The 26133-nt window shown below is 69.1% G+C and carries 24 protein-coding genes and 1 riboswitch; of the genes, 7 read left to right on the top strand and 17 right to left on the bottom strand.

Annotated features, from left to right (window positions below):
* Positions 1 to 145: 145 nt before the first annotated feature.
* Positions 146 to 3061 (bottom strand): TonB-dependent receptor plug domain-containing protein, encoded by a 2916-nt coding sequence (locus tag ACO2Q0_RS15165; protein WP_423352356.1) that lies wholly within the window; start codon positions 3059 to 3061, stop codon positions 146 to 148.
* A gap of 293 nt (positions 3062 to 3354) precedes the next feature.
* Between ACO2Q0_RS15165 and ACO2Q0_RS15160 the strand changes: the two genes are divergently transcribed.
* Together ACO2Q0_RS15160 and ACO2Q0_RS15155 are read left to right on the top strand one after the other, a co-directional pair.
* Positions 3355 to 4077, top strand: coding sequence for a 2OG-Fe(II) oxygenase family protein (locus tag ACO2Q0_RS15160; protein ID WP_423352355.1), 723 nt, complete (start codon positions 3355 to 3357; stop codon positions 4075 to 4077).
* Complete coding sequence (locus ACO2Q0_RS15155) at positions 4074 to 4814, top strand: 2OG-Fe(II) oxygenase (protein WP_423352354.1); 741 nt, start codon at positions 4074 to 4076, stop codon at positions 4812 to 4814. The genes ACO2Q0_RS15160 and ACO2Q0_RS15155 overlap by 4 nt, the downstream gene beginning before the upstream one ends.
* Here the strand turns inward: ACO2Q0_RS15155 and ACO2Q0_RS15150 are convergent.
* Positions 4759 to 5310 (bottom strand): hypothetical protein, encoded by a 552-nt coding sequence (locus tag ACO2Q0_RS15150; protein WP_423352353.1) that lies wholly within the window; start codon positions 5308 to 5310, stop codon positions 4759 to 4761. The genes ACO2Q0_RS15155 and ACO2Q0_RS15150 overlap by 56 nt on opposite strands.
* 178 nt (positions 5311 to 5488) lie before the next feature.
* Between ACO2Q0_RS15150 and ACO2Q0_RS15145 the strand changes: the two genes are divergently transcribed.
* Positions 5489 to 6013: a hypothetical protein gene (locus ACO2Q0_RS15145; RefSeq protein WP_423352352.1), complete on the top strand. Its 525-nt coding sequence runs from the start codon at positions 5489 to 5491 to the stop codon at positions 6011 to 6013.
* Between the two features lies 1 nt (position 6014).
* Here ACO2Q0_RS15145 and ACO2Q0_RS15140 read toward each other — a convergent pair whose 3' ends face one another.
* On the bottom strand, positions 6015 to 7922 hold the full coding sequence (locus tag ACO2Q0_RS15140; protein WP_423352351.1) for a CocE/NonD family hydrolase: 1908 nt from the start codon (positions 7920 to 7922) through the stop codon (positions 6015 to 6017).
* 113 nt (positions 7923 to 8035) lie between these two features.
* Between ACO2Q0_RS15140 and ACO2Q0_RS15135 the strand changes: the two genes are divergently transcribed.
* Complete coding sequence (locus ACO2Q0_RS15135; protein ID WP_423352350.1) at positions 8036 to 9823, top strand: DUF885 domain-containing protein; 1788 nt, start codon at positions 8036 to 8038, stop codon at positions 9821 to 9823.
* A 17-nt stretch (positions 9824 to 9840) separates the two neighbouring features.
* On the opposite strand, the gene purQ is transcribed toward ACO2Q0_RS15135, so the two are convergent.
* From purQ to purC, 6 genes are read right to left on the bottom strand one after another with little or no spacing between them, the layout of a single operon-like run.
* Complete coding sequence (purQ, locus tag ACO2Q0_RS15130) at positions 9841 to 10506, bottom strand: phosphoribosylformylglycinamidine synthase subunit PurQ (RefSeq protein ID WP_423352349.1); 666 nt, start codon at positions 10504 to 10506, stop codon at positions 9841 to 9843.
* Between the two features lie 20 nt (positions 10507 to 10526).
* Complete coding sequence (locus tag ACO2Q0_RS15125) at positions 10527 to 12362, bottom strand: hypothetical protein (protein ID WP_423352348.1); 1836 nt, start codon at positions 12360 to 12362, stop codon at positions 10527 to 10529.
* Positions 12353 to 12838 carry a DUF3291 domain-containing protein gene (locus ACO2Q0_RS15120; RefSeq protein WP_423352347.1) on the bottom strand — a complete coding sequence of 162 codons (486 nt, stop codon included), beginning with the start codon at positions 12836 to 12838 and terminating at the stop codon, positions 12353 to 12355. Before ACO2Q0_RS15120 ends, ACO2Q0_RS15125 begins: the two co-directional genes overlap by 10 nt.
* Positions 12835 to 13206, bottom strand: a complete 372-nt coding sequence (locus ACO2Q0_RS15115) for a hypothetical protein (protein ID WP_423352346.1) — start codon at positions 13204 to 13206, stop codon at positions 12835 to 12837. The genes ACO2Q0_RS15120 and ACO2Q0_RS15115 overlap by 4 nt, the downstream gene beginning before the upstream one ends.
* Positions 13203 to 13442, bottom strand: coding sequence for a phosphoribosylformylglycinamidine synthase subunit PurS (gene purS / locus ACO2Q0_RS15110; RefSeq protein WP_423352345.1), 240 nt, complete (start codon positions 13440 to 13442; stop codon positions 13203 to 13205). Before purS ends, ACO2Q0_RS15115 begins: the two co-directional genes overlap by 4 nt.
* Complete coding sequence (purC, locus tag ACO2Q0_RS15105; protein ID WP_423352344.1) at positions 13442 to 14197, bottom strand: phosphoribosylaminoimidazolesuccinocarboxamide synthase; 756 nt, start codon at positions 14195 to 14197, stop codon at positions 13442 to 13444. The genes purS and purC overlap by 1 nt, the downstream gene beginning before the upstream one ends.
* A gap of 232 nt (positions 14198 to 14429) precedes the next feature.
* Here purC and ACO2Q0_RS15100 point away from each other — a divergent pair, with 232 nt between their 5' ends.
* Complete coding sequence (locus tag ACO2Q0_RS15100; protein ID WP_423352343.1) at positions 14430 to 14747, top strand: DUF1476 domain-containing protein; 318 nt, start codon at positions 14430 to 14432, stop codon at positions 14745 to 14747.
* Positions 14748 to 14807: 60 nt separating this feature from the next.
* Here ACO2Q0_RS15100 and ACO2Q0_RS15095 read toward each other — a convergent pair whose 3' ends face one another.
* The 4 genes from ACO2Q0_RS15095 to ACO2Q0_RS15080 are packed head-to-tail and all read right to left on the bottom strand — an operon-like array spanning position 14808 to position 19493.
* The gene (locus tag ACO2Q0_RS15095) at positions 14808 to 16226 is read right to left on the bottom strand and encodes a coniferyl aldehyde dehydrogenase (RefSeq protein WP_423352342.1); all 1419 of its coding nucleotides are present in this window, start codon (positions 16224 to 16226) and stop codon (positions 14808 to 14810) included.
* A 31-nt stretch (positions 16227 to 16257) separates the two neighbouring features.
* Positions 16258 to 16569 (bottom strand): MmcQ/YjbR family DNA-binding protein, encoded by a 312-nt coding sequence (locus ACO2Q0_RS15090; RefSeq protein WP_423352839.1) that lies wholly within the window; start codon positions 16567 to 16569, stop codon positions 16258 to 16260.
* A gap of 52 nt (positions 16570 to 16621) precedes the next feature.
* Positions 16622 to 17926, bottom strand: coding sequence for an adenylosuccinate lyase (gene purB / locus ACO2Q0_RS15085; RefSeq protein ID WP_423352341.1), 1305 nt, complete (start codon positions 17924 to 17926; stop codon positions 16622 to 16624).
* A gap of 46 nt (positions 17927 to 17972) precedes the next feature.
* The gene (locus ACO2Q0_RS15080) at positions 17973 to 19493 is read right to left on the bottom strand and encodes a spinster family MFS transporter (protein WP_423352340.1); all 1521 of its coding nucleotides are present in this window, start codon (positions 19491 to 19493) and stop codon (positions 17973 to 17975) included.
* Positions 19494 to 19925: 432 nt separating this feature from the next.
* Between ACO2Q0_RS15080 and ACO2Q0_RS15075 the strand changes: the two genes are divergently transcribed.
* Together ACO2Q0_RS15075 and ACO2Q0_RS15070 are read left to right on the top strand one after the other, a co-directional pair.
* Complete coding sequence (locus tag ACO2Q0_RS15075) at positions 19926 to 20279, top strand: hypothetical protein (protein ID WP_423352339.1); 354 nt, start codon at positions 19926 to 19928, stop codon at positions 20277 to 20279.
* A gap of 349 nt (positions 20280 to 20628) precedes the next feature.
* Positions 20629 to 21396, top strand: coding sequence for a hypothetical protein (locus ACO2Q0_RS15070; protein WP_423352338.1), 768 nt, complete (start codon positions 20629 to 20631; stop codon positions 21394 to 21396).
* A 78-nt stretch (positions 21397 to 21474) separates the two neighbouring features.
* Here ACO2Q0_RS15070 and ACO2Q0_RS15065 read toward each other — a convergent pair whose 3' ends face one another.
* The 4 genes from ACO2Q0_RS15065 to ACO2Q0_RS15050 form a co-directional block, all read right to left on the bottom strand.
* Positions 21475 to 22413: a cobalamin-binding protein gene (locus tag ACO2Q0_RS15065; RefSeq protein ID WP_423352337.1), complete on the bottom strand. Its 939-nt coding sequence runs from the start codon at positions 22411 to 22413 to the stop codon at positions 21475 to 21477.
* Positions 22410 to 22916, bottom strand: coding sequence for a hypothetical protein (locus ACO2Q0_RS15060; protein ID WP_423352336.1), 507 nt, complete (start codon positions 22914 to 22916; stop codon positions 22410 to 22412). Before ACO2Q0_RS15060 ends, ACO2Q0_RS15065 begins: the two co-directional genes overlap by 4 nt.
* A 10-nt stretch (positions 22917 to 22926) precedes the next feature.
* Positions 22927 to 24795 carry a TonB-dependent receptor plug domain-containing protein gene (locus ACO2Q0_RS15055; protein ID WP_423352335.1) on the bottom strand — a complete coding sequence of 623 codons (1869 nt, stop codon included), beginning with the start codon at positions 24793 to 24795 and terminating at the stop codon, positions 22927 to 22929.
* Positions 24796 to 24901: 106 nt separating this feature from the next.
* A riboswitch (cobalamin riboswitch) is annotated at positions 24902 to 25116 on the bottom strand.
* Positions 25117 to 25142: 26 nt separating this feature from the next.
* The gene (locus ACO2Q0_RS15050) at positions 25143 to 26120 is read right to left on the bottom strand and encodes a hypothetical protein (protein ID WP_423352334.1); all 978 of its coding nucleotides are present in this window, start codon (positions 26118 to 26120) and stop codon (positions 25143 to 25145) included.
* Positions 26121 to 26133: the final 13 nt, after the last annotated feature.

Raw genomic sequence — 26133 nt, 5'->3', positions numbered from 1 at the left:
GCGCTCATTTGAGCGGCTGATCCCGTCCGGACGACGGCGCCAAGCTGGGGGACAGGCAAAGAAAAAGGGCGCTGCCAGGAACACAGCGCCCTTTCCCCCCCAAAGACGGCCGGCGGTTGTGGGCCCGCCGGCCGGCTCCCCAGCCCTAGTAGCGCAGGGTGAAGTTCGCGAAGAACACGCGACCCAGAACGTCGTAGGTGTTCGGGTAGCCGCTGTTCGACGGCGAGGCGTTGCCGCCCAGGATCGGGTAGGACTCCTGGGTCAGGTTGCGCACGCCGGCGGTGAACGACACGTTCTCGGTCGCTTCCCAGTCCGCGGACAGGTTGATGTAGTTCTTGGCGCCGATCTTCTCGACGGTGAAGTTCGTGGCCGGGTTGTCGTCGGTCACGTCGTCGAGGTGGTTCCAGACCAGGTTGACGCCGTAGTTCTTGTACTTCCACACGATCGAGGTGTTGACCTTGTGGCGCGGCGTGATCCCCGTGCCGCCGCCGTTGCAGTTCGGGCCGAACTTGTCGGCGCACTTCAGCGGCGCCGAGATCTCGTCCGGCGTGAAGGTCAGGTCCCAGGTGTTCGTGTAGAGGCTGCGAACCGCCAGCGAACCCCAGTCCGGCAGGCCCATGTCGGCCAGATCGAACTGATAGGAGACCTGGACGTCAACGCCTTCGGTCGTCTGCTTCGCGACGTTCTGCAGCTGCAGGGACACGTAGTCGATCGAGCCGTTGGCGAGGCGACGGATCGCCGAGCAGTACGGCGAGGCGGGGTTACCGTTCACCGTGGCGTTGCGGTAGCAGACGCTCAGGACGTTGGCCGTGCTGCCGCCGAACGAGGCGATGTAATCGTCGATCTTGATGTTGAAGTAGTCGACGGTCACCGAGAGGCCCGGGACGTAGGACGGAGTCCAGACGAGGCCGGCGGTGTAGGTGTCGGCCACTTCCGGCTCGAGGTTCGGGTTGCCGCCGCTGAGCGTCTGGGTCTGCTGGTTCGCCTGGATGACGCCCACCAGATTGGCGGCGACGCCCGAGTTGATGCAGGCCTGGCGCACCGCCGCGTTCGGATTGCCCTGTTGCGAGCAGGGGTCCGTGGCGGTCGGGAAGCCGTTGCCGATCGGGCCGAACAGTTCACCCACCGACGGGGCGCGGACGGCGCGGTTGTAGGAGGCGCGCGCCCGCAGGTCTTCGGTGATCGCCCAGTCGCCGGCCACCTTGTAGGTCTTGGTGATCTTGTCCTGCGACGAGTAGTCGGACAGACGGCCAGCCAGTTCCAGCGCCAGTTCCTGCACGAACGGCAGGTCCTTCAGCAGCGGGATGCGGGTTTCGCCGTAGAGCTCGTACACGTCGATGTAGCCGGAGACCGGCGGCGAGGCGTTGAAGCCCGTCAGGTTGCCGACGGCCAGGTCCTGGCTGGGGCGGAAGGCGAACTCGTCCGAGCGGTACTCGGCGCCGATGGCGAAGCCGATCGGGCCCGCCGGCAGGCTGAAGAAGTTCTCGGTGTCACCCGAGATGAACGCCTGGGCGATGATCTCCTCGAAGTCCTGCGTCGAGTTGATGCGGGTCGAGATGAACTGGGCCGCCGCGGGGCTGATCCGGCCTTCGCCGAACAGGTTGAGCGGGACGCAGCCGTTGGACGGATCCAGGCAGCCGGTGCCGGCGGCGTTGAGCAGCAGGCCCTGCTGGATGCGGGCCAGGCTGGTGTCGCCGAGCAGCGAGTTCGAGCCGTGGGTGTTGCCGTACTGCAGGCCGAGTTCCCAGGCGCCGTTGATCGCCGGGATCTTGCCGTTCAGGCCGCCCTGCATCTGGAAGCCATAGAAGTTGAAGGTCGAGATCCGCGGACCAACCTCCGTCAGGCGGCGGTTGAACGAGCCCGTGACGGTGTCGAAGATGCCGTCGCCGTCGGTGTCGACGTCGGTGAACGTGCCCGCGGTCCAGGAGGACGAGGACGGGATCGTGTAGGCGGTGGTGGAACCCAGGCTGTTCAGCGCCTGCTTCGCCGCGGGCGTGAGGAACGGATTGTTGTCGAGCGTGAAGCGGAACACGCGGTTGCCGATCGGCGTCGGGGCCAGCTGGGTGGTGATCCGGCTGTTGACGAAGTTGCCCTTCAGGTTGGCTTCGATCGAGTCCGTGAGCTCATAGCGGCCGATGGCGGTGACCGAATAGCGCTCCTGCGGGGTCTGCTCGTAGTTGACCGGCGCGAAGTTGTAGGTGTCCGGCGAGCCGCGGTAGAGGCGCACGTTGCCGTCCGGCAGGAACAGCGCGGAGTTGGCGGCGAGGTTCGCCACGCCCGGCAGGGTGACGAAGCGGCCGGCGACGAACGGGTTCACGCGGCCGTTCGGCTCCGAGCCCGAACCCGAGAAGATGAGGGTGCCGGCTTGTGCGCCGCCCGTGGGCTCGCCCAGCGAGACCAGCAGCTTGTCCTGCGGGCTGTCGCCCTGGAAGAAGGGCTCGCGCTTGTTGTAGCCCAGGCTCACCATGACGTTGCCGCGATCGAAGCCCACGCCCGCCGTGGCCGAGGCGTCGTAGATCTTGGCGTCGCCTTCGTCCGTGGACGAGAAGCCGCCGCGGAACTCGAAGCCTTCGAAGTCACGCTTCAGGATAAAGTTCACGACGCCCGAGATGGCGTCCGAGCCGTAAACGGCCGAGGCGCCGCCGGTCATGACCTCGATGCGATCGATCATCGCCGGCGGGATCAGGTTGATGTCGACGGTGCCCGTCGACGTGGTCGGGATCTGGCGCTTGCCGTCGACCAGCACCAGGGTGCGGACCGAGCCCAGGCCGCGCAGGTTGACGGTCGAGACGCCGCCGTTGCCGTTGTTGACGGTGCCCGTCACGCCGGGAGCGGCCTGCGGCAGAGTGGCCAGCAGGTTCTCGGTGTTGACGACGCCCTGCGCCTTCATTTCGGCTTCGCCGACGGTGGCGACAGGGCTGACCGAAGTCAGGTCCTGACGCGCGATGCGCGAGCCGGTGACGACCAGCTCTTCGACTTCCTGGGCCAGCGCCGGCGAGGCGACCAGCACAGCGCCGAAGACCGTCGACGCCATAAGGCGCGCACGGTTGGACGATCTCATCATTCTGGAATGCTCCAAACGTAGCTCGCAAGGCGGCGCCCGCGCTGCCGCGGCGCCAGCCATGCCCCCCTCGCCAACCCCTTTGGCGAGCTCTGTCATCCGGGTGTGGCCAAGCTCGGTCACGGTCAAGGTACACTTGGTCGCATGTGGTCGTAGAACGCCGATTTTTCGTCACAACAGGTAGCTGTGTTACATTTTGGTCACTTTAACGGGCGCCGCTGAGCGCCACAGGGCGCCGCTTCGGCTTGGCCTGCTAAGCTGCCGACCTGCAACCGCCCGGGAGCGATTCCGCGTTGAGCCTGCCGCCCATCCGCATCCGTGAAGGACTTGCACCCGACAGGTTTGCCGACATGTACCGCGACGCCGGGATCGTGCAGGCGACCGACTTCCTCGAATCCGCGGCGGCCCAGGCGATCGGCGACCTGCTATCGGGGCTGCCCTATGCCATCGTCGCGCCGGACGAGACGGGACAGACCCTCGTGATCAATGACGAGGTGCTCCGCCGCTTCGGCGAGCAGCAGGTGCGCGCCTTCCTCGCCGAGACGATCAAGCGGGCGTCCAAGGGATTCGCTTTCATCCACCGCAGCTACGCGCTGCAGGACGAGTACGGCCGTGCGCCGAACCAGCCGATCGCGAAGGTGACCGAGTTCCTGCAGAGCCGCGCTTTCCTCGACTTCGCGGCAGGCATTGTGGGCGAGCCAGTGGACGCGGTGCGGGTGCAGGCGAGCCACTATCGGCGTGGCGACTTCCTGACGCTGCACGACGATAGCCATTCGAATGACGACCGCATCGCCGCCTTCACGCTGGGCTTCACGCGAGGCTGGCGGCCAGACTGGGGCGGGCAGCTCCTCTTCCACGACGAGGCGGGCGACGTGGTCGGCGGGTTCGCGCCGCGATTCAATGTGCTCACTGTTTTCCAAGTGCCGCGGGCGCATTCGGTGGCGCCGGTGGCGGCTTACGCCGAGGCGCCACGGCTGTCGCTGACTGGCTGGTTCATCCGGGAGAGGCGAGCGTGAGCGGCTGGCTGAACCCGGCGCTGCAGCCCGAAGCCTTCCGGAGCGCCTACGAGCGGGATGGGTGGGTGCAGGTGGATGACCTCTTCACGCCCGAGGTCGCCGACCTCCTGGCCGAGGCGATGGAGCGGGCGACGCCGTGGCGGCTGGTCCATTCCGGGCCGTCGGGCGAGCCGCTCTACGTGGATCCGGCGACCCTCACGCCAGAGGGGAGGCAGGCGCTGCAGGCCCGCTTGGCGGAGACGGGCAAGCGCGCCGCTGGCGGGTTCGCCTATCTCTACTACGTCTACCCGATGATCGAGGCCTATGTGGCGGGCAGCGACCCGGGCCTCCCGCTGCATTCCGTCACCGAGTTCCTCAACAGCCCGGAGTTCATGGGCTTCGCCCGCGCGGTGACCGGAGAACCGGTCCTGAAGGTCGACGCCCAGGCGAGCCACTATCGTCCGGGCCATTACCTCACCCTGCACGACGACCGCGGCGGCGGGGAGCGGCGCGCGGCCTACACCATCGGCCTGACCCGCGGCTGGCGTCCGGATTGGGGCGGACAACTGCTGTTCCATGATCCGGCGGGGGACGTGACCCGCGGCTTCGCGCCGAAGTTCAACGTGCTGACGCTGTTCAAGACGCCCCAGTGGCACTCAGTGGCGCCGGTGGCGCCTTATGCTGCGCGGTCGCGGTTCTCGATCACCGGCTGGCTACGGGATGATCCGCCACATACCCCGGCCGCGGCCCACGGATGAGGTCGCAGATAGCCGAGAGCTCGGCGCGGGCGGTCGCGTCGCCGGCTTCGGCGAGCTCCAGCAGCTTCCGGACGGCAGCGTAGGCGGGGGTCGGACGGGCCATGGGGCGACCGCCGCGTCCGCCCGCCAACAGGGCGGCGCGGGCTCGAGTGACCTCGCGCAGGCTGACGCGCCGGACGGCGATCTCCAGCGCGGCGAGCATATCGGACGAGCGCAAGCGGGCGACCTCTTCGAGGAAGCGTCCATCGGCCAAGCCGAACTGGAGGATGGCCCGGCCTTCGGAGACGGCCTTCTTCAGGCCGCTCGGGCTGAGGCCAAAACGTATTCCATAGGCACGCGCGGCGCAGGCCAACGCGGCTTCCCGGCTTAGCGGACTACGCATCGCCTGGAGATAGAGCGCAACTGCGGCGATGCGCTTGGCCGCGGGCAGCCCAGCGAATGCTACAAGCGCGGTCGACGCGGTCTCGTCGTCCGCGAATGCGGCCGAGGCGTTCATCGGCCCAGATCCGTCCACGTCCACCCCTCCGACGTAACAGCGCTGTTGTTGTCTGGCTATGGACGTAACATTGATACGCGGAGGGTTGGAAGAGTCGCAGGGAAGCTGCGCCTTAACGCCGCGCTCGACGGAGCGGGGATCGACGTCGGATAGTCGGCGGGAGTTCGGGGAACAGGTTATGTTTGCGAGACGAGCGGCCGCAGCAGCGGCAGTCATCGGGATGCTGGCGGCGGCGCATCCGGCGCTCGCCCAACCGGCCGACGCGGCGCTGAAGGGACTGGCCGACTGCGCGGCGCTTGCGGACCCCGCAGGCAAGGCGGCCTGCTACGACGCCGCTTACCAGGCGCTGAACCATCAGGTGCGATCGGGGGAACTCAGTATCATCCGCCGCAAGGAGGCCCAGGCGGCCCAGCGCGGTGCCTTCGGCCTCGACCTGCCGTCTCTGTCTCTGTTCGACCGGGCGGCGGGAAGCGACGGGCCGCTGCAGAGCGTCACGGACGAGCTGGCGCGAGCCTACCAGGACGGGAGCGGTCGCTGGGTGTTCGAGCTTAAGGGCGGGGCGACCTGGCGACAGATCGACAACGGGACGGTTTCGCCGAAGCCCAAGGCGGGCGCCGCGGTGGAGATCCGCAAGGCCGCCCTGGGCAGCTTCTTCCTCAAGGTGGGCGAGGCGCGCGGGGTGCGCGCCAAGCGCAGCGAGTAGGTCAGTCCATCGGGACCACGGGCAGCTCGATCGCCGAGGCGGTCGCGCCGGTGTGGAACACCCGCTGCGTCGCCTTCCGATAGTCGGAGGGCTTGGCCTTGAAGATGTTCTCCACATAGGTCTGCGGGTTGCGATCGTAGAGCGGGAACCAGCTCGACTGCACCTGCACCATGATGCGATGGCCCGGCAGGAACACGTGGTTCGTGGTCGGCATCTCGAACCGGTACTTCTGGACCTTGCCCGCGGGGATCGGCGATGGCTTCTCGTAGCTGTCGCGGTAGCGTCCGCGGAAGATCTCCATGGCGATGGGGAGTTGGTAGCCGCTGAGGTCGAGATCCGACGGCACGAAGTCAGGCTGCACGTCGATCAGCTTCACCACCCAGTCGCTGTCGGTGCCGCTGGTCGAGGCGAAGAGGTTCACCACCGGCTCGCCGGCGATCTTCAAGGGCTCCTTCAGGGGCTCGGACACATAGACCAGCACGTCCGGACGGCTGGCGGCGTGGCGCTGGTCGGAGGCCAGCCAGTATCGCCACTGGTCGGCGTCGTCGGCGCGTACCGGACGCGGCACGAACGGCGCAGGCTTGGCGGGATCGGAGACATACTCGTCGTAGGCCGCCCCCGCCGGCCGGTCGAAGCCGAGCTTCAGGCCAGGCTGCAGGTAGAGCGACTTCATCGCCCGGGCCTGGGGCCAGCGGTCGTAGCGCTTCCATTGAAGGGTGCCGGTCTCGAACATGGTGACGGGGGCGATGTCGGCCTTCCTGCCGCCCGTCTTCAGGTACTGGTCGAAGAACGGCTTCATGACCTTGAGCCGGAACTCGGTGGCGGTGTCGCCGGGCATCTTCACCGGCCCCAGCTGCCGCTGCTCGTAGTTCACGCCCGAGTGGCGCCACGCCCCCAGCGCCAGGAAGTTCATGTCGTTGTTCGTGTCCTTGGCCTCGGTAGCCTGGTAGGCGTGCACCGCGCCGTAGATGTCCTCCTGGTCGTACAGCGAGCCGACCCACAGCGTCGGCACCTTCAGCGGCCGCTTCGCGAGTTGCTTGTCCAGCGCCTGCTCCTGCCAGAAGGCGTCGTACGCCGGGTGCTCGACGATCTTCCGGAAGGCGGGAATCTGGTCGAGGCCTGCGGCCTTGCCGAACTCCCAGACGTTCCCCGCGCGGAGGAAGTTGTCGTAGTCGTCGAGCGATTCCCGCGGCAGGTCGGGCCCAGAGCCCTTCTCGGTCATCTGGTTCATGAACCAGTCGAGCATGGTCTGGCGGAAGGCGCCGTTCTGGAACCAATCGTCGCCCATCCAGCCGTCGATCATGGGGCTCTGCGGCACGGCGGCCTTGAGCGCCGGGTGCGGATCGATCAGCGCCATGGCGGCGGTGAAGCCGGGGTAGGACGAACCGGTGACCCCGACGCGGCCGTTGCTCTGCGGCAGGTTCTTCACCAGCCAGTCGATGGTGTCGTAGGCATCGGTGGAGTGGTCGACCTGGGTGTCGTTCAGCGGGCCGCGGAGCGGCCGGGTCAGGACGTAGTCGCCCTCCGACCCGTACTTGCCGCGGACATCCTGGTAGACGCGGATGTAGCCGTCGGCGAGGAAGGCCTCGTCGACCTGGGCGCCGGTCGCGCTGGCGTAGGGCGAGTTGAAACGCTTGCTGGGGGTCTTGGCGTTGTAGGGGGTGCGCGTCAGCAGGATCGGCGCATCCTTGGCCCCCTTCGGGATGATGATGACGGTGAACAGCTTCGCCCCGTCGCGCATCGGGACCATCACCTCGCGCCGTTCGTAGTCGTAGCCGAGGTTGGGGGCGGTGAACTTGGCCGGGATATCCGGCGTCATGGGCGGGGTCGAGCCGGCCTGCGACTGGGCCGAAGCCGGGATGACGACGAGGAGGGCGGCTGCGGCCGCGAGCAGGGCGTGCTTGAGCATGGGCAGGGACCCTAGCGCGGCCGTGCGCGCGCGCAAGCGAAGCCGATCCGGTCTTGTCTTGAGCGGCGGCCTGCTGTCGTGTCTTCCGTTGTGGACTCGGCAGGGGACAGCGAATGGGCGTGAAGAGTGTGGCGAGCGCCGTTCTGGCGAGCCTGGTGCTGGCGGTCGGGGTGGCGGCGGCGGAGCCGGCCCCCGCCAGTTCGGCGGATGCCCGGTTCGAGGCGCTCTACACGCGGGAATGGGCGTGGCGACAGAAGGAGCTGGCCCGCGCCGACGACCCCGAGAGCAAACGGCTCGCGCCCTATCTCCCAAAGGTGGATGCGGCCAGCCAATCGCGGCGGCTCGCCTACTGGCAGGAGGTGCGGAAGCAGCTCGACGCCATTCCGCGCGATCAGCTCTCGGGCGAGGCCCAGGTCAGCTACGACGTCTATCGCGACCAGATCGACGTGCGCATCGCGCAGCAGCGGTTCCGGGAATACGAGAAGCCGTTCAATTCCGACTCCTCGTTCTGGTCGAGCTTCAACTATACGGCGCGAAGGCCGTTCCTGGACGCCCGCGACTACCGGGACTTCATCGCGCAGATGAAGGACATCCCGCGATACTTCGCCGAGCAGACGCAGAACATGCGCGCCGGGCTGAAGCGCGGCTTCACGCCGCCGCGCTCGACCCTGGTCGGGCGCGAGGTCTCGGTGTCAGCGACCGTGGACGCCAAGGGGGCCGAGAACACGCTATTCTGGCAGCCGTTCGCCAGTATGCCGGCGTCCATCCCGGCGGCCGAGCAGGCGGCGCTTCGGGCCGAGGCCAAGCAGGTGATCGAGGGGCAGGTGCAGCCCGCCTACGGCCGGCTGCTGACCTTCCTACGCCAGGAGTACATACCCGGGACGACCGAGACGCTGGCGGCCGAGGCTCTGCCCGACGGGCCGGCCTACTACCGCGCCCAGATCAAGGAGTTCTCGACGCTCGACCTTGAGCCCGAGGCGATCCACCAGATCGGTCTCACCGAGGTCGCGAAGATCCGGGCGCAGATGGAGCAGGTCATGAAGGAGACCGGCTTCGAGGGCGACTTTCCGGCCTTCCTGACCTACCTGCGCACGGATCCGAAATTCTACGCCAAGACGCCCGAGGAGCTGCTCGCCCGGGGCGCGTGGATCGCCAAGCGGGTGGACGGCAAGCTGTCGTCCTACTTCGGCTGGCTGCCGCGAAGCCGCTTCACGATCGAGCCGGTGCCCGCGGACATGGCCCCGTTCTACACCAGCGCCCGCGGCGGCGCGCGAAGCTATCTGATCAACACCTACGACCTGCCGTCACGGCCGCTGTTCAACCTGACCGCGCTGACGCTGCATGAATCCGCGCCGGGCCATTCGCTGCAGGGCGCCCTGGCGGAGGAGCAGGAGGGGCTGCCGGAGTTCCGCCGCTACGTCTACATCTCGGCCTACGGCGAGGGCTGGGCGCTCTATTGCGAGAGGCTGGGCCTGGAGATGGGCCTCTACGACACGCCCTACGACCGCTTCGGGATGCTGACCTTCCAGATGTGGCGCGCCGCCCGTCTCGTCGTCGACACGGGCATCCACCACAAGGGCTGGACGCGCGAGCAGGCGATCGCCTTCCTGCACGACAACACCGCTCTGTCGGACCACGACATCCGGATCGAGGTCGACCGCTACATCTCCTGGCCGGGTCAGGCGGTGAGCTACTACCTGGGCATGATGGCGATAATCGACATGCGGGCGAGAGCCGAGAAGGCGTTGGGGCCGAAGTTCGACATCCGCGCCTTCCACGACACGGTGCTGTCGACAGGTTCGACGCCGCTGCCGGTGCTGGAGGCGCGCATCGACCGCTTCATCGCCGAAGGCGGCCGCGATCCGATGCCGGTGAAGTTCCAGGGGGCCACCGCGCCCTAGGGCGCGTCGGCTCCGCCTCAGGCGCTGGCGAGAGCGCTCTGGAAGAGGATCGCGCCGTCGGCGGAGCCCAACTCGGCTTCGAAGGCCCGGTCGGGGTGGGGCATCATGCCGAGCACGTTGCCGCGCTCGTTGACGATGCCGGCGATATTCCGCAGCGAGCCGTTGGGGTTTTCGAGATAGCGGAACACCACCTGACCCTCGCCCTCGAGCCGGTCGAGAGTCGCTTCGTCGGCGAAGAAGTTGCCCTCACCGTTGCCGACGGTCATCGAGACCTGGCGGCGGCCCTTGTAGCCGGCGGTGAAGCGAGTCTGGGCGTTGGTGACCTCGAGCTCGATCGGCTTGCAGACGTACTTCAGCTTCTCGTTGCGGAGTAGGGCGCCCGGCAGCAGGCCCGCCTCGCATAGGATCTGGAAGCCATTGCAGATGCCGACGGTGGCGACGCCGCGCTCGGCGGCCGCCTTCACCTCGGACATGATCGGCGACAGCGAGGCCATCGCCCCGCAGCGCAGGTAGTCTCCGTAGGAGAAGCCGCCCGGCAGGACGACGAGGTCCACGCCCGACGGCAGCTCGGTGTCGCCATGCCAGACCATCTCCACCGTGGCGCCCGTGGAGCGCTCGACGGCGACCTTGCAGTCGCGGTCGCAGTTGGATCCGGGAAAGACGATGACGGCGGCTTTGGTCATGGGCGGGCGCTTAGCACTGTTCACGGCTGAGGGGGAGGCGGGGACTTAGGAAGGCGGCCGTCGGCGCGCAACTCGGCCTTGGCGTAGGCGAGGACGCCAACGCGCGTCATGACGCCGCCGAAGGCGTCGCTGTAGTTCGGCTCCAGCGCCAGCCCGCGGGCGGCGGTGTCGAGCGCGAACCGGAACAGGGCCCGGGCCGAGGTCAGGTCGCCGAGGGAGGCTGGAAGATTGAGCGCCGTGAGGGCGGAATCGGCGTCGACGAAGAACTGCACGGGGCGGGTGGCGGCCTCGCGCTCGACCTCCATGCAGATCAGCAATTCGCGCCAGAGCAGCGCTTGCTGGGTCTCGTGCTCGCATGTGCCGAGGAGGCTGCTGCGCAGGTGGGGCTCCTGGATTCCGGCCAGATAGATTCTCAGCCGCGAGACGCCGCGGCCCCGCCGGATGTCGGCGCGGAGCAACTCGTCCGCGCCGATCGGGGCCAGAGCCTGCGCCTCGGCGGGACGGTCGAGCGCCAGCAGCCGGAACGCGGCGAGGCGGCGATGCCGGACCGAGCCGGACCGCAGCCGGGCGATGAGCGCCTCCACCCGATCCGTGCGGCCCAGCGCGAGCCAGCCGTCTGCGACGGCTTCAACCCGAATCGACATCTGGTCATCGCCGCCGCGGGAGAGCTGCTTTTCCTGCGCGTCGAGCCACGGCGCGGCGAGATCAGGCGCGGCCGCCGTCGCGGCCTCGATATGGGCCGCCAGAGCATCGGACACCTTGGGCGGCGGCGACTCACGGAACAGCCGTTCAGCCACCGGACGGGCGGCGGTAGGCCGGCCGGCCTTGCCGGCGGCGCTGAACAGGCCGCGCCAGAGGGCGCTCAGCCGGTCGTCGATTTCGCCCTCGACCAGATCTGGAGGCAGGGGTGGAGCGCCTTCGGACGCCATCACCCCCCGCATCTTCTCCAACTGCCGGGCGGCCTTCTCGTCGCCGCCACTGCGGGCCTCGGCGATCATGCGGGCCAGCTCGCCCTTCATGTGCCGGTCCGTGGCGCTGGCGGCGGCCGCCTGCCGGGCCTGAAGCCGTTCGATCTCGGCGCGGACGGAGGGCTCGAGGTCGCGCCGCTCGAGCCTGGCCGCGGCGACAGCGGCGTCTTCGATCCGCCCAAGCTCAGCCAGGATGAGGGCCCGCTTGTCGGGACGGGGCTCCAGGGCGACGGCGCGCGTCGCGCCGCCGGCGTCGCCCACGGCGGCGTAGGCAGTGGCCAGGGTCCCCGGGTCGGTGAGCATGTCGGCGAGCCCACCGCGGGCGGCGAGCTCGGCCTCCCACGCCGCCAGGGCGGCTCGGTGCAGCGCCGGCGATGGCTTGAGGTCGGGGATCTCGCCGCGGGCGGCGCGGTCGACCGCCTGCAGCCCGAGCAAGCGGATGGAGGCGGTCTGCGAGTCCGCGAAGAACAGCGGCAGCTCGGGCGCGCCGCTGGGCAGGGCCATGATCGCGCCCAGGGCCAAGTCAGCCGACGCCCCCTCGCGCTCGCGGGCGATGGCCCGCCGCAGCGCCGCCTGGGCGTCGTCGCTCGGACCGAAGAAGAGGCGGGCCGTGTCGGACCCGGCCGCCTGCTGCGCCGCCTCGACCTTCACGCCGGCGGCCGCCAGCAGGGCGGGTCTCGCCTGAAGCGCGTCGTCGCGCCAGAGCATCTCGCCGGAGTCCTTGGCGGCGAGCACCTTGAGGATGCAGAGCGGCACATCCGCAGCGTTCCCGCAGGGCTGAAGCTGGACCGACAGCGGCGCTTTAGGGTTGTCGGGCTGGGCCGCGGCCGGGCTCGCCCCCAGAGAGACGCCGCCCAGGGTGGCGAGGAGGGCCGTCCTCAGGCGCACTTGTCGAGCACCGGCGCGACCGGCGTCGCATCCGGCGCGGGAAAGGGATCGCGGAAGGTGAAGGCCTCGGCCGTTGGCCCCAGGCGGTCCAGAACGTCCAGCCGCCGCAGGGCCTCGTCGATCGTAGGCACGTGACCGACAGGGACCCACCAGAGGGCCATGTAGGTCTCCATCGCCTCGAACCATTCGCGCCTCCGGCGCATGACGTCGCGATGGGCGGTGCGGTAGACGAAGCCAGCGAGGGCGTCGAGACCCGTCCAAACCGACATGTTGATGGCGGACAGCGGATCGTTCGGCCGCGGCTGGATGTCGGTGGCGTTGTTGCCTTCGCCCACCAGGCGCCAGACGAATCCGGGCGTCTCATCGGCCAGGGCGTTGATGCGGTCGAGGTTGGCGACGAAATCGGCGATCCGCGGATCGTCGACCGGAGCCAGGAAGCGTCCGACGTTGATCTGGGCGAGGTGATAGCCGGTCACTTGCGCCTCCAGTGCTTCAGCCCGTCGAGATAGGCGTGGAGCTGGTCGTAGCCCGCCTTGTCGCCATAGGGGCAGCCGGTGGTGACGACGTCGGAGCCGCTGGCCTGCTGCATCATGATTGCGGGATGGCCCGGCGCGGCCGCCTCGGTGATCAGGTAGGACGTGCGGCCGTCGTTGCTCGAATAGAACCGGTAGGGCTCGGCCGGGTCCTTCGGCGCGGGCACCAGGTGCGGCTGGGCGACGAGGGCGGCGGCCTGAGTCTCGAACGGCTGGGCGCAGTCGAGGGCCCTGTAGGCGACCGGAGCCTCGGCGGCGTCAGCGCATGCGCCCAGCGTGAGAAGGGCGGGAAGGACCGCCCAGCGGCTCACGCCAGCTCCACCCGGTAGCTTTCGATGACGGTGTTCGCCAGCAGCTTCTCGCACATGGCCTTGACCTCGGCCTCGGCGGAGGCGGCGTCGGCGCTCTTGAGGTCGAACTCGATGGTGCGGCCGACGCGGACGTGCTCGACGCCGCCCCAGCCCAGGCCGTGCAGCGCCTGTTCGACGGCCTTGCCCTGCACGTCGAGGACGCCGGGCTTCAGGAACACGTGGACTTTCGCGCGCACTAGTGCAGGCCCCCTTGGATGACGGTCGGCATCTCTTTCATGATGCCGAGACGGCGAGCCACCTCGGTGTAGCTCTCGATGACGTTGCCCAGGTCGCGGCGGAAGCGATCCTTGTCCAGCTTCTCGTTGGTCTGGCTGTCCCAGAGCCGGCAGCTGTCGGGGCTGATCTCGTCGGCCAGGATGATCCGGGAGAAGTCGTTCTCCCAGATGCGGCCGAACTCGATCTTGAAGTCGACGAGCGTGATGCCGACGCCGCCGAAAAGGCCGGTCAGGAAATCGTTCACCCTGAGGGTGATCGCCATCATGTCGTCGATCTCCTGGGTGGTGGCCCAGTTGAACGCGGTGATGTGCTCCTCGGCGACCATGGGATCGTGGAGCTTGTCGTCCTTCAGGTAGAACTCGATGATCGAGCGGGGCAGCGGCTGCCCCTCGGGCAAGCCGTATCGCGTGGACAGCGAGCCGGCCGCCACGTTGCGGCACACCACCTCCAGAGGGATGATCTCGACCTCGCGGATCAACTGCTCGCGGAGGTTCAGGCGTTTGATGAAGTGGTTCTGAACCCCGATCGAGTTCAGCTTCGTCATGATGTATTCGGAGATCCGGTTGTTGATGACGCCCTTGCCCTCGAGCACGGCCTTCTTCGTCGCGTCGAAGGCCGTGGTGTCATCCTTGAAATACTGGATGAGCGTGCCGGGCTCCGGACCTTCGTAGAGAATCTTGGCCTTGCCCTCGTAGATCTTCTTACGCCGGGTCATCGAACAGCCTTCTCCATGGCGAGGGTTGGCTGGTCGGCAGAACGAAAAACGCGCGCGGCTGAATTCACGCGCGCGGCTGCGACTCAGGGGTCTCGCCCAATCCAGGCGGCGCGAAATTAGCGGATGCGGCGAGCCCACGCAAACGTGGCGGAAGGGCTGCGCTTTCGATTGCGGGGCGCGCTGCCGCGGGCTATGGGAACGCCCGCTTCGAGATACGGACCTTCAGACCCAAATGACGACCTTCGACGACCGCGAGCAGGGCTTCGAGAAGAAGTTCGCCCTGGACGAAGAGCAGGAGTTCAAGGCTCACGCGCGGCGGAACAAGGCGCTGGGCCAGTGGGCGGCCGGTCTGATGGGCCTGCAGAACGTCGACGAGTACGTGAAGGCGGTCGTGAAGTCGGACCTGGAGCTGCCCGGCGACGAGGACGTGTTCCGCAAGGTCTTCGAAGACCTTAAGGGCGCCGGCGTCGCCGCCACCGAGGGCGAAGTCCGCATGAAGATGGCCGAGCTGCTGGCTCAGGCCCGCGAGAGCGTTAAGGCCGGGAACTAGGCCATTACGGCCCGGCGAGATTGCGAAGGGGCGCGCCGCGAGGCGCGCCCCTTCGTCGTTTCAGGCCTTCATCTGGCCCTCGAGGTACTTGCGGATGGCCGGGCCGTAGGGCGGCCGCATCGCCTGCAGCGGGCCGATGTCCTTCCGGATCTGCGTGTAGATGGCCTTCCGGTGGCTGAACTCGCGGAAGCCGTCGAGGCCGTGGTAGCTCCCCATGCCCGAGGGGCCGACCCCGCCGAACGGCAGCTCCTCCTGAGCCACGTGGAAGATGACGTCGTTGATGGTCACGCCGCCCGAGGTGGTGGTGGCGAGCACCTTCTCCCGCTCGGCCTCGTCCGAGCCGAAATAGTAGAGCCCGAGCGGCCGATCCCCCTTGTTCACATAGGCGATGGCGTCGTCCACGCTGCGGTAGGTCTTCACAGGCAGGACGGGGCCGAAGATCTCCTCCTGCATCACCTTCATGTCGTCGGTGGGTTCGAGGATCAGAGTGGGCGCGATCTTGCGGTGCTCCTGCTGGCTCAGGTCCTCGCCCTCCGGCTTCAGCTCCACGACCCGGGCGCCCTTCGCGCGGGCGTCCTCGACATAGTCCATGATCCGCTCGTAGTGCCGCTGGGCGACAATCGAGGTGTAGTCGGGGTTGTCCTTGATGGTCGGGAACATCTTCGACACCGACTTGCGTGCGCTGTCGACGAAGCCCTCCAGCTTGTCGGCCGGCGTTAACACGTAGTCGGGGGCGAGGCAGATCTGTCCGGCGTTGAGCGTCTTTCCGTTCATGATCCGCGCGGCGGCGACCTCGACGTCGGCGTCCTTGCCGAGGATTACGGGGCTCTTGCCGCCCAGCTCAAGCGTCAGCGGCACAAGGTTCTCGGCGGCGGCCCGCATGACGTGGCGTGCAATGCCGGTGGCCCCGGTGAAGATCAGATGGTCGAAGGGCAGTCGGGCGAAGGCCTCTCCCACCTCGGGGCCGCCGGTGACGACGGCGATCTCCTCCTCGGAGAAGGCCGAGCCGAACATGGTCTTCATCAGATCGGACGTGGCCGGGGTATATTCGGACGGCTTGATCATCGCCCGGTTGCCCGCGGCCAGGATGCCGGCAAGGGGCGCGAAGGTGAGGTTCACCGGGAAGTTCCAGGGACTGATCACGCCGACCACGCCTTTCGGCTGGTAGCGGACCTCGGCTTTGGCGCCGAACAGGCCAAGGATGGCGGGCGTCGTCTTCCGCTTCTCCGGCTTCATCCAGCTCTTCAGATGGGCCTTGGCGTGCTTCAGCGGTCCGATCGAGCCCGCGACGTCGGTGAACGCGGTGGCCTCGCGGGAGCGCGAGCCGAAGTCGGCGTTGAGCGCGTCCTCGATCGCCCTGCGGTTGTCGATCAGCAGCCGGATGCAGCGGTCGATGCGGTTGATCCGCTCTTCGGCCGAGGGCGCGCCGTCGCGCAGATGGGCGGCCTTCTGGCGCGCCAGAGCAGCTTGCAGGTCCATGTTCGCGTCCTCCCGTGGCGGGAAGAGGCGACTAGCTGACGCGACGGCGGTCAAGCGCCTCGAAATAGGCGCGGCTGACCTTCTTCGGCACGATGCCCGCCCAGGCCTCGCGGACGAGATCGGCGAGCTCAACCTCCTCCAGGTGCGAGAGCGCGACATAGGCCCAGTGGACGGTGGCCACCGGACACTTCTGGAAGGTTTCGGGACGGATCTCGAATAGCAGTTCCTGGTGGCCGCGTTCCAGCCTGAGGATGGCGCGCTCGTCCGACATCAAGGCGAAGGTCTTCTTGCCCACGTTGAACCAGGGCTGGCCCTTGTAGGTCACCTCGTGGGCGCCGGGCAGCTCAAGGCTCAGGCGGCGGAGATCCTCGACGCTGGCTATGCCTGCGGCCTCCCTAGGCGCCTTCCCCGAACACGCGGGCGAAGACCACGTCCACGTTCTTGAAATGGTAGCCCAGGTCGAAGAGCTGTTCGAGTTCCTCGTCCGTGAGGGTGATCTCGGGGTCGGCCTTCAGGAAGTCGAGGAAGGCGCCCTCGCCGCGCCACACCTTCATGGCGTTGCGCTGGACGGCGGCGTAGCTCGCCTCGCGGCTGAGGCCCTTCTGGGTCAGGCCCAGCAGCACGCGCTGGGAGTGCACCAGGCCACCGAGGCGGTCGAGGTTCTTCGCCATGTTCTCGGGGTAGATCACCAACCGCTCGACGACGCCGGCCAGGCGGCGCAGCGCGAAGTCGAGGTGCACCGTGGCGTCCGGGCAGATGCCGCGCTCGACCGAGGAGTGGCTGATGTCGCGCTCGTGCCAGAGGGCCACGTTCTCCATGGCCGGGACGACCGCCGAGCGAACCAGGCGGGCCAGGCCCGTCAGATTCTCGGTCAGGATCGGGTTGCGCTTGTGCGGCATGGCGCTCGAGCCCTTCTGGCCCGGATCGAACGGCTCCTCGGCCTCCAGCACCTCGGTGCGTTGCAGGTGGCGGATCTCGACAGCCAGACGCTCGATCGAGGACGCCACCACAGCCAGAGCCGCGAAGTAGGCCGCGTGCCGGTCGCGCGGGATCACCTGGGTCGAGACCGGCTCCACCGCCAGACCCATCTGTTCGGCGACATAGGCCTCCACCTCGGGCGCCACGTTCGCAAACGTGCCGACCGCGCCCGAGATCGCGCAGGTGGCGATCTCGAACTTGGCCATGGCCAGCCGCTCCTTGGCCCGCTGGAACTCGGCGTAGTGGCCGGCGAGCTTCAGGCCGAAGGTGGTGGGCTCGGCGTGGATGCCGTGGCTGCGCCCGACCGTGGGCGTCAGCTTGTGCTCGAAGGCCCGCCGCTTGAGGGCGGCGAGCACCATGTCCACGTCCTCGATCAGGAGGTCGGTCGCCCGCACCAGCTGCACCGCCAGCGTCGTGTCGTTGACGTCCGAGCTCGTCATCCCTTGGTGCAGGAAGCGCGCCTCGGGTCCGACGATCTCGGTGACGTGCGTCAGGAAGGCGATGACGTCGTGCTTCACCTCGCGCTCGATCTCGTCGATGCGCTCGGCGTTCCAGACCGCGTCCCGGCCCTTCTCCCAGATGACCCGGGCGGCCTCCTTCGGGATCACCCCCAGCTCCGCCATCTTGTCGGCGGCGTGGGCTTCGATCTCGAACATGATCTTGAAGCGCGTCTGCGGCTCCCAGATCTGGGCGGCTTCCTTGCGGGCGTAGCGAGGGATCATGGCCGGGGGAATGCTTGCCCCCCGGCCAGAAGTCAAATCCCCATCGTCACCCTTGCGCGGCGCGCGCCCGGGCCATGTCGCGCGGCAGGGTGATGGCGGCCAGGATGTAGTGCAGCCCGGCCCAGGCGTAGATCAGCGTCGTGCCCAGCAGCCCCAGCCGCGTGCCGGTCGCCGTCGCCGCCTTGCAGGCCGCATCCACCGCCGCGCTCGCCCCCGCCGGCCCGATGCCGCCCGGGCAGGCCACGTCCAGCGCCCCGGCGCCCCCGCTCGTCAGCCACGCGTTCTGGGCGAACTGGTCGATCAGCCAGCCGGTGAAGGGCGGGCCGAAGCCCAGCGCGATCAGGTTCAGCACGAAGAACAGCAGGGCCACGGCGGTCGCGCGCATCCGCACGTCCATGGTGTTCTGCACCACCCCGAACGTGGGGCCGAGGTAGGTGTAGTGCAGCACGCCCCCCACCATCCAGAACGCCACGCCGGCCTGCCAGGTGTCGCGCGTGAAGGTCCACAGATAGAGGGGCGTCGCGATCAGCAGGCCGATGGCCGGCACCAGCGCATACCAGCGGGCGCTGCGCTTGCTCGCCCAGTCCGTCAGGAAGCCGCCCAGCAGGGTGCCGGCGCCGTTGGCGACGCCCGCCACCAGGCCGAACAGGAGGCCGGCGGTCGCCAGATCCATGCCGTACTGGCGGATGAGGTACGGCGGCACGTACTGGCCGGCGCCATAGCCGGCGAAGCTCGCCAGCGTGATGCCGGCCGCCATGTGGAACATGCCCCACGAGCCGAACAGCCGCCGGGCCACCGCCAGCATCGAGGGCGGCTTCGCAGCCATGATGTCCGCCGAAGACAGCGGCGGGTTCGGCGCCCCGGCCTCGGACGCCTCGCGGCCCAGCGCCCCCGGCGTCTCTGACTCGATCGCGAGCTGGCGGTCGGACCAGCCCCGCGGCGGCTCCTTGATCACCAGCTTGATCAGCAGCGCGATCGCGATGCCCGGCAGGCCCACCAGCATGAAGGCCGCCTGCCAGCTGACGTTCTGGGCGATCCAGCCGCCGGCGACGGCGCCGAACATGGTGCCCAGCGGAATGCCGAAGGCGTAGATCGAAAGCGCCGAGGCCCGCTTCTTGGGCTCGAAATAGTCCGAGATCAGCGAATGGGCCGGCGGCGACAGGCCCGCCTCGCCGACGCCCACGCCCACCCGGAACAGCAGCAGCTGGACGTAGCTGGTCGCCAGCCCGCACAGCGCCGTGAACGCCGACCAGACGACGATGGCGATGGCGATGATGTTCACGCGGCTCTTGCGTTCGGCCAGCCGCGCGATCGGGATGCCCAGCGCCGTGTAGAGCAGGGCGAACGACAGGCCGCCCAGCCAGCCCAGCTGCTCGTCGGTGAGCTTCAGGTCCTCTTTGATCGCCTGGCCGATCGTCGAGATGATCGTCCGGTCGATGAAGTTGAACGTGTAGGCCACCACCAGCAGCCACAGGACGGCGGTCTTGTAGCCGGAGGAATAGGCGGGGTGGCCGGAGGCGGCGGCGCCGGGCGGACCGGGCGGGGCGTGAACCTTGGTGGTCGCCATGGACGGTGCGTTCCTTCCCCGGTGGTGTCGCCTCGAACGGGCGTTTGGATGGGGGAGAGGTTAGGCAGGGAAGCGGAGGGAGGGGAAGGGGGGAGTGCTACGAGAGCAGGCGTTCGCCGCTGCCTGGAAGTGGAACTTCAACGGAGTACTGGCGGCCGGCCGTCACGCATCCATCCAACAGCTTCACTCAAAAGCATGGCTTGGCTGCTGGAGCTCTACGGCACCTATTAAACTATCCTCGACTGAGGGGCTGTTCTCGTGCGGACCATCGACCGCTGCTGCGCTCCAGGCCGGTTTCCGTCTTCACGTCGCGCCATGGCTCATAGATGATCCAATGCCTTCGCGGCGTGCATCGCCGAGGGGCGGCTAGTGAGCGGTTGCTTTCCCGCCAGCGGATCGATGCGACTTCTTTGATTGATGCGACAGCGACAAATGATCGATGGACTAAGACAGACTGACTTCATTGGCGCCTACCATTTCGCCGACGTCATCGCCAACGTTTTAGAGGACCCGCTGGATTACATGGCCGGTGGACTGGAAGCGTTCTGCGATGGGGAGCTTGCGCATTCGTTTCTCCCTCCCTTCCCCCGCGTCAGCGCGTTGCATCGCTTTGCCGCCTTCATCATCGACACGCTCTTCTACGAGGCTGATGTAGATGGCTTTAGTGTGCCTGACGAAAGTACGCTGGAGCGCCGCAGCCTCCTCGTTGAGATGGGACTCGGATGCGACGACAGCCTCTGGGTTGAAAGGGCTCTGCGACGCCACGGCATTCCGAGCGTCAGCTAAGAGTTCAGAAGCGGACGATCGAGACGCTCTAGTGTTTCCATTTTGTTCTTGACAAGTGCGCGCGTTTTTCGTAGGGTTTCGGCAGCGTCGCTGAGTGCGGCTGGAGGGGCGGGGACGCCCCTTTTTGGTTTTTCGGCTGGGCTCTGAGGGGCTTCGCCGGAGGGTTTTCGGACAGTTTGGGAGCGCCCCCTCCGGCGCTTCGCGCCACCTCCCCCGCTTGCGGGGGAGGAGCGGGGCGGTGCGCTCCGCAGATGGGGTTTGCCCCCTCCACCCGGCTTCGCCCTGCGGGCTTCGCAGGGTTCCCCCTCCCGGCGCTTCGCGGGGGAGGCAAGACACCAGGACATCTGACATGACGGACGACGAGGAACTGGACGCCGCGTTCGCGGCGGGGGCGGGCGTGCGCGCGCTGGCGGGAGACCGGAGCGGGCGGACGATGAACCGGTGGCCGGCGGGGACCGCCTGGCGGATCATCCGGCGGACGCGGGCGGGGGAGACCCTGACCTCGATCTGCGCCTCGCCCTCGATGCCGGCCGTGCCGACGGTGGCGACCTGGATGCGGACGCGGCCGAAGTTCGCCGAGCGGATGCGGCAGGCGCGGGCGGCGGCGGGCCGGGCGCTGAACGGCCAGCGATCGACCTATTGCGAGGCGACCGCCGAGGCGGTGTTCGAGCGGCTGTGCGCCGGGGCGACGATGCACGAGATCGGCGCCGATCCGATCATGCCGTCGGTGATCACCCTCTATCGCTGGCTGGCCCGGCATGAGGAATTTCAGGCCGCGGTGGTCCTGGCGCGGCAGATCCATGCCGATGGCCTGGCCGGAGAAGCCTGGCGCCTGGCGCAGGCGGCGACGCCGAAGACGGCGTACCTGACGGAGGTGCGGCTGCGGCACCTGCGCTGGTGGGCGGCCAGGCTGTGGCCGCGGAAGTACGGGGCCGTGAAGGCGCTGGACCTGAGCGCACTGGAGGGCGAGGCGGCGGCCGGCGGCGGCGGCGGCTTCACCGTGATCGTGCGGAAGTTCACCGAGCCGCCGGAGAGCCTGGAGGCGCTGACGATGCCGGCGGCGGCGCCTGGCGTAGAGGCGGAGGCGGCGGAGGAGGCGGAGGGGCGGTGGACTTGAGGGTTTAGGGAGCTGAGCCCCCTCCGTCGGCTTCGCCGCTGCCTCCCCCAGGAGGGGGAGGAGGGGGAGGCGCGGTGTCTAGGGCGCGGGGAGGCGGACCCAGGCCCGGCCTTCCCAGCCGAAGTCGCAGGCTTGCGGGTGGAGGATCTCGGCCGTGATCTCGGCGCTCTCGACGAGGCGGGGGCCGGGGCGGTTGAAGTAGTGGTGGCCGTCGATGGCGTAGACGCGCGCCTCGCGGACGGCCTTGAGGCCGGGCCAGAGCGGGTGGCGCTGGAGGGCCGGGAGGTCGGCCAGGCTCTCCTCCAGGCGGAAGCCGCAGGGCAGCAGCAGGATGACGTCGGGGTCGGCGGCGGCGAGGTCTTCCCAGCTGAGCCAGGGGCTGTGCTGGCCGGCCTGGGCGAAGAGGGGGCGGCCGCCGGCGGCCTCGATCAGCTCGGGCATCCAGTTGCCGCCGGCCATCAGGGGCTCGAACCATTCCAGGGCGGCGACGGTGGGGCGGGGGCGGCCGGCGACCTGGGCCGAAAGGGCGGCGAGGCGGGCCTGGAGGCCGGCGATGGCGGCCTCGCCGGCGGCCTGGGCGTTCAGCGCCGCGGCCACCTTGCGGATGTCGCCCCAGACGTCGGCGAGGTCGTTGGGCTCGAGGCTGACGAGGGCGGGCGCGAGGCCCGAATCCCCCCTTGGCCAGGAGCAGAGCGCGGCCTCCAGGTCGGCGGGGGTGACGGCGCAGATGGCGCACTGGGTCTGGGTGAGGATGACGTTGGGCTTCAGGGCCTTCAGGGTCTCGGTGTCGACGTCGTAGACGCTGACCGCCGAGCGCAGGATCTCGTTCACCTGGGCGTCGATCTCGGCCGAGGTGCGGTCGGTGCGGATCTTGGTGGAGCTGAGGGCGGGGAGGCGGGCGACGCCTGCGGGGAAGTCGCACTGGTGGCTGCGGCCGACGAGGCGGTGGGCGAGCCCCAGCGCCGCCACGATCTCGGTGGCGCTGGGGAGCAGGCTGACGATCCGCTGGGCGGTCATGCCGGGCGCGGGGCGGGAAGCCGCCGGGCCAGGGCGTCGAGGGCCAGGAGGACGGCCAGCCAGCCGGCGTTGATCAGGCCGATGGCGGTGACGACGCCAGGCACGATCTCGCACGAGCCCATGACCACGAGCTCGACCGCCAGCGCGCAGAGCTGGTTGGCGACGAAGGCCGGGACGAAGGCTGCAGCCGCGCGGAACCAGGCCGGCCATGCCCGGGGCAGGCGCGGCAGCACGAGGGCGGCGGTGAGCAGGCTGGCCAGGGCCATGACGCCCAGGCCGAGGCCCCAGCCGAGCGTCTGCGCATCGACCGGGAAGCCGCGCAGGCCGAAGCCGATCGCCTGGCCGGTGAGCCAGACGGCGGCGGTGAGCGCCAGCGCCGCCGGAAGCTTCAGGCGGCTGGCGGCCAGGACGGCCACGGCGACCAGGGGCTCCAGGCAGGCCAGCGCCAGGCAGCCGGTGACGACGAGGCCGTAGAGGCCGAGGGACCAGGCGGTGCGGGTCATGGCGGGCTCCTCAGTCGAAGTTGACGCGGACGCCGGCGAAGGCGCCGCGGCCGGGGCGTTCGAAGCCGACGGGGTTCTCGTATCGCTCGTCCGTCAGGTTCTCGATCCGGCCGAAGACGGTGAGGCGCTCGGAGAGCCGGTACTGGGCGGCGAGGTGGGCGACCGTGTAGTCGGGCGCCTTCAGGCGCGGGACCGTGAAGCTGCGGTCGCCGTCGATCCAGGAGCCCACGTGGATCACCGTGGCCGAGACGGTGAGCGCATCGGTGACGGCCCAGTCGGCGGCGGCGGTGGCGCGGTGCTTGGGCCGGCGCAGGAGGGTGAGGCCCGTGTCGCGGTCCTCGGCGTCGACATAGGTGTAGTCGATCCGCGCGGTGAGGCCGGGCGCGAGCTCGGCGGCGGCGAAGGCCTCGACGCCGGAGGCCCGGGCGCGGCCGATGTTGGCGTAGCTGTCGAAGGTGGCGTTGGTGGTGATCAGGTTCCGGATGGTCTGGCGGAAGTAGGTGGCGCCGACGCGGGCGCGCTCGCCCAGCGGCTGCTCGAAGCCCAGGTCGAAGCCGCGGCTCTCCTCGGGCTCCAGGTCCGGATTGGCGAAGAAGCCGAAGTCCGGGAAGCTGACGAAGAGCTGGGTGAGGGTCGGCGCCTTGAAGCCCGTGCCGTAGCTGGCGCGCAGGATCGTGCCCGTCGGCTGCAGCGTGTGGGCGGCGGCGAGGCGGAAGGTGGCCTTCCCGCCGAAGCGCTCGTTGTCGTCCAGGCGGGCGCTGGCGGTCAGGCTGACCGGGGCGCCCGGCCGGGTCTGGGCCTCGGCGAAGACGGCGAGGGTCTCGTTGTCGTAGCGGACGGGCTGGTCGGTGAGGCGCTCGCGCTCGGCCTCCAGGCCGGCGACGAGGGTGTGGCCGGCGGGCAGCGTATAGTCCAAGCGCAGGTCGCCCTTCAGCGCGTCGCCCTCGTTGTAGGACGCGAAGCCGCCCGGCGAGGTGATCTTGGTCCTGTAGTCGGTGACGTTCACGCCGGCGCGGGCGGAGAGGCGGTCGGTGACGGCGAGGCGCGCCTCGCCGCGGGCCACGAGGCCGCGGGCGTCCTGGCGCGAGCGTTCCGCCGCCGGCGCCGACGGGAAGCCCTCGTCGGAGACGAAGAAGAGCTTGCTGTCGGCGTAGCGGGCGGTCCCGTTCAGCTCGAGCCGGTCGGAAGCCTGGGCGCGGAGGCGCACCGTGGCGGTGGCGTTCTCGTACGCGTCGGTGAGCACCGGGCGGCCGTCGGGGATCAGGGCGAGCGGGGTGGTGCTGCTCTCGCCGGTGCGGGCGTGCGTGAGGTTGAGCGCATAGCCGAGGGGGCCGGCTTCGCCCGCGGCGCCGATCGCCTGGTCGAAGGTCTCGAAGCTGCCGGCTTCCAGGCGGCCGCGGAGGCGATTGGGCCCGCCGGGCGGGGCGGTGACGATGTTGACCACGCCGCCGATGGCGTCCGAGCCGTAGAGGCCGGACTGCGGGCCGCGCAGGACCTCCACGCGCGCGATGTCGTCGGTGAGGATGGCGCCGAAGTCGAAGACGCCCCCCTGGCTCGGGTCGTTGGCGTCGATCCCGTCGATCAGCACCTTGGTGTGGTTGGCGTTGGCGCCGCGGATGAAGACCGAGGTGCGGCCGCCCGCGCCGCCGGTCTGGACGACGTTGAGGCCCGGCGAGAGCTGGAGGACGTCGGGCAGGGCGCGCTGCTGGCGCCTTGCGATGTCGTCGGCGGTGAAGACGCTGACCGAGGAGCCGACCTCTTCGGCGGCGGTCGGGCGGCGGCTGGCGGTGACGACGACGGTGTCGACTTCGGCCTCGGCGGCGATGGCGGGGCTCGCAATCAGCCCGAGGGCGATGAGGGAGACGGAAGAACGGAACATGAGGCCTCGCGGCGGACGTGGAGACGTCACCGCGAAGAGACGGCTCACGCGGAGATTGCTCTCCGGCGGTCCATCCACATCGGCGCACCCCGTCCGACGCGATCGCGCGTGACCACGGCTTGTGGCAGGTCTCCTGGCTCGCGGGTCACGGCTTCCGTCCGGCCTTCCCGGGGCGCGAGCCCCAGTGGCTTAGATCGGGGGAAGCTCGCCGCTTACAGTTGCGGGGGCAGCCGCGGCTTTGGACCCGTCCTTCCGAAGAGGGGAGATCCGCACCGCATTCCCTATTGAGCCCTTTCGGGCGCCACGCCCCGCCTTAAGGGCCAAGCCGGACGTCGCGTCAAGCTGCCTCAGGGGCAGGCTTCGCCGTCCCAGTAGGCCAGCACGCCGTAGCGGTTCAGCCGGCTCATCATGCGCATCAGGTTGACGTTGTTATCGTGGAAGAGGCGCTGGGCCTCGGGCCGGACCGCGGCGTCGATCGAGAACACCATGCCCGAGGGCCCGGAGCGGCAGTAGCCGCGCGCCTCCAGGTCCATGAGCCTGCGGCGCACGGTCTCTGACGGCAGGCCGAGACTGCGGGCGAGTTCGCTGCGGCGGGCGGGGGTGCGGAACGACTCCGGCAACGGAGAGGGGGTCGCGCGCTGCTCGGGCGTCAGGCCGCGGAGGTTCAGGCGGCCGAGGCCCAGGAGGATGATCCCGGTGAGCGGGTCGCCCACGCGACGGCCGAGGAGTTCGAGCGCGCGCAGGTAGTATTCGGACAGCAGGCGGTTCACGAGCCGCACCGGCGGCCCGTCGAAAGTGAGGCGTCCCTCGGGCAGGCCGGGCAGGGTCGGACCGGCGTCGGACGCCATGTCGGTCAGCGCGTCGAGCGCCTTCAGCTCGTGATACAGGCGCTGGACCCGCTCGTAGCGCAGCGTGGAAATGCGGCGGTAATCCTCGGAGGCGAGCCGGGCCGTGGGCACCACAACGCCCTTCGGTCCGATGACGCATTCGCCCCGCGCAGCCAGCGCGTTCAGCCGCCGGCGGGTGGTCTCGAAGGGCTGACCCAGGGACGCGGCGATGGCGTTGATGCTGACGGGCCGGCGCAGCTCGTCGGGCGGCGGCGTGTTGAGGCCGCCGTACTTCTGCTGGAGGACGGGATCCTGGTTGATGGGGGCGACGTTCGCCTCGACCACGGCCGTGAGGTAGAGCGGGTCGAGGATCGGCCCGCCGTCGCGGACGATGTCGGCCACGTCGAGGATCAGCTCGATGCTGAGCCGGACGAGCAGCCAATGTGCGGCGAGGGGCGGAGGCTGGACGTGCTCGCCCCCGCGGAGCATCTCAACCATCCGACCACCCTCC

Source organism: Phenylobacterium sp. VNQ135 (assembly GCF_049445735.1).
Lineage (GTDB): Bacteria > Pseudomonadota > Alphaproteobacteria > Caulobacterales > Caulobacteraceae > Phenylobacterium.
Note: the sequence above shows the minus strand (reverse complement) of the source record. Positions and strands in the feature narration are given on the sequence as shown.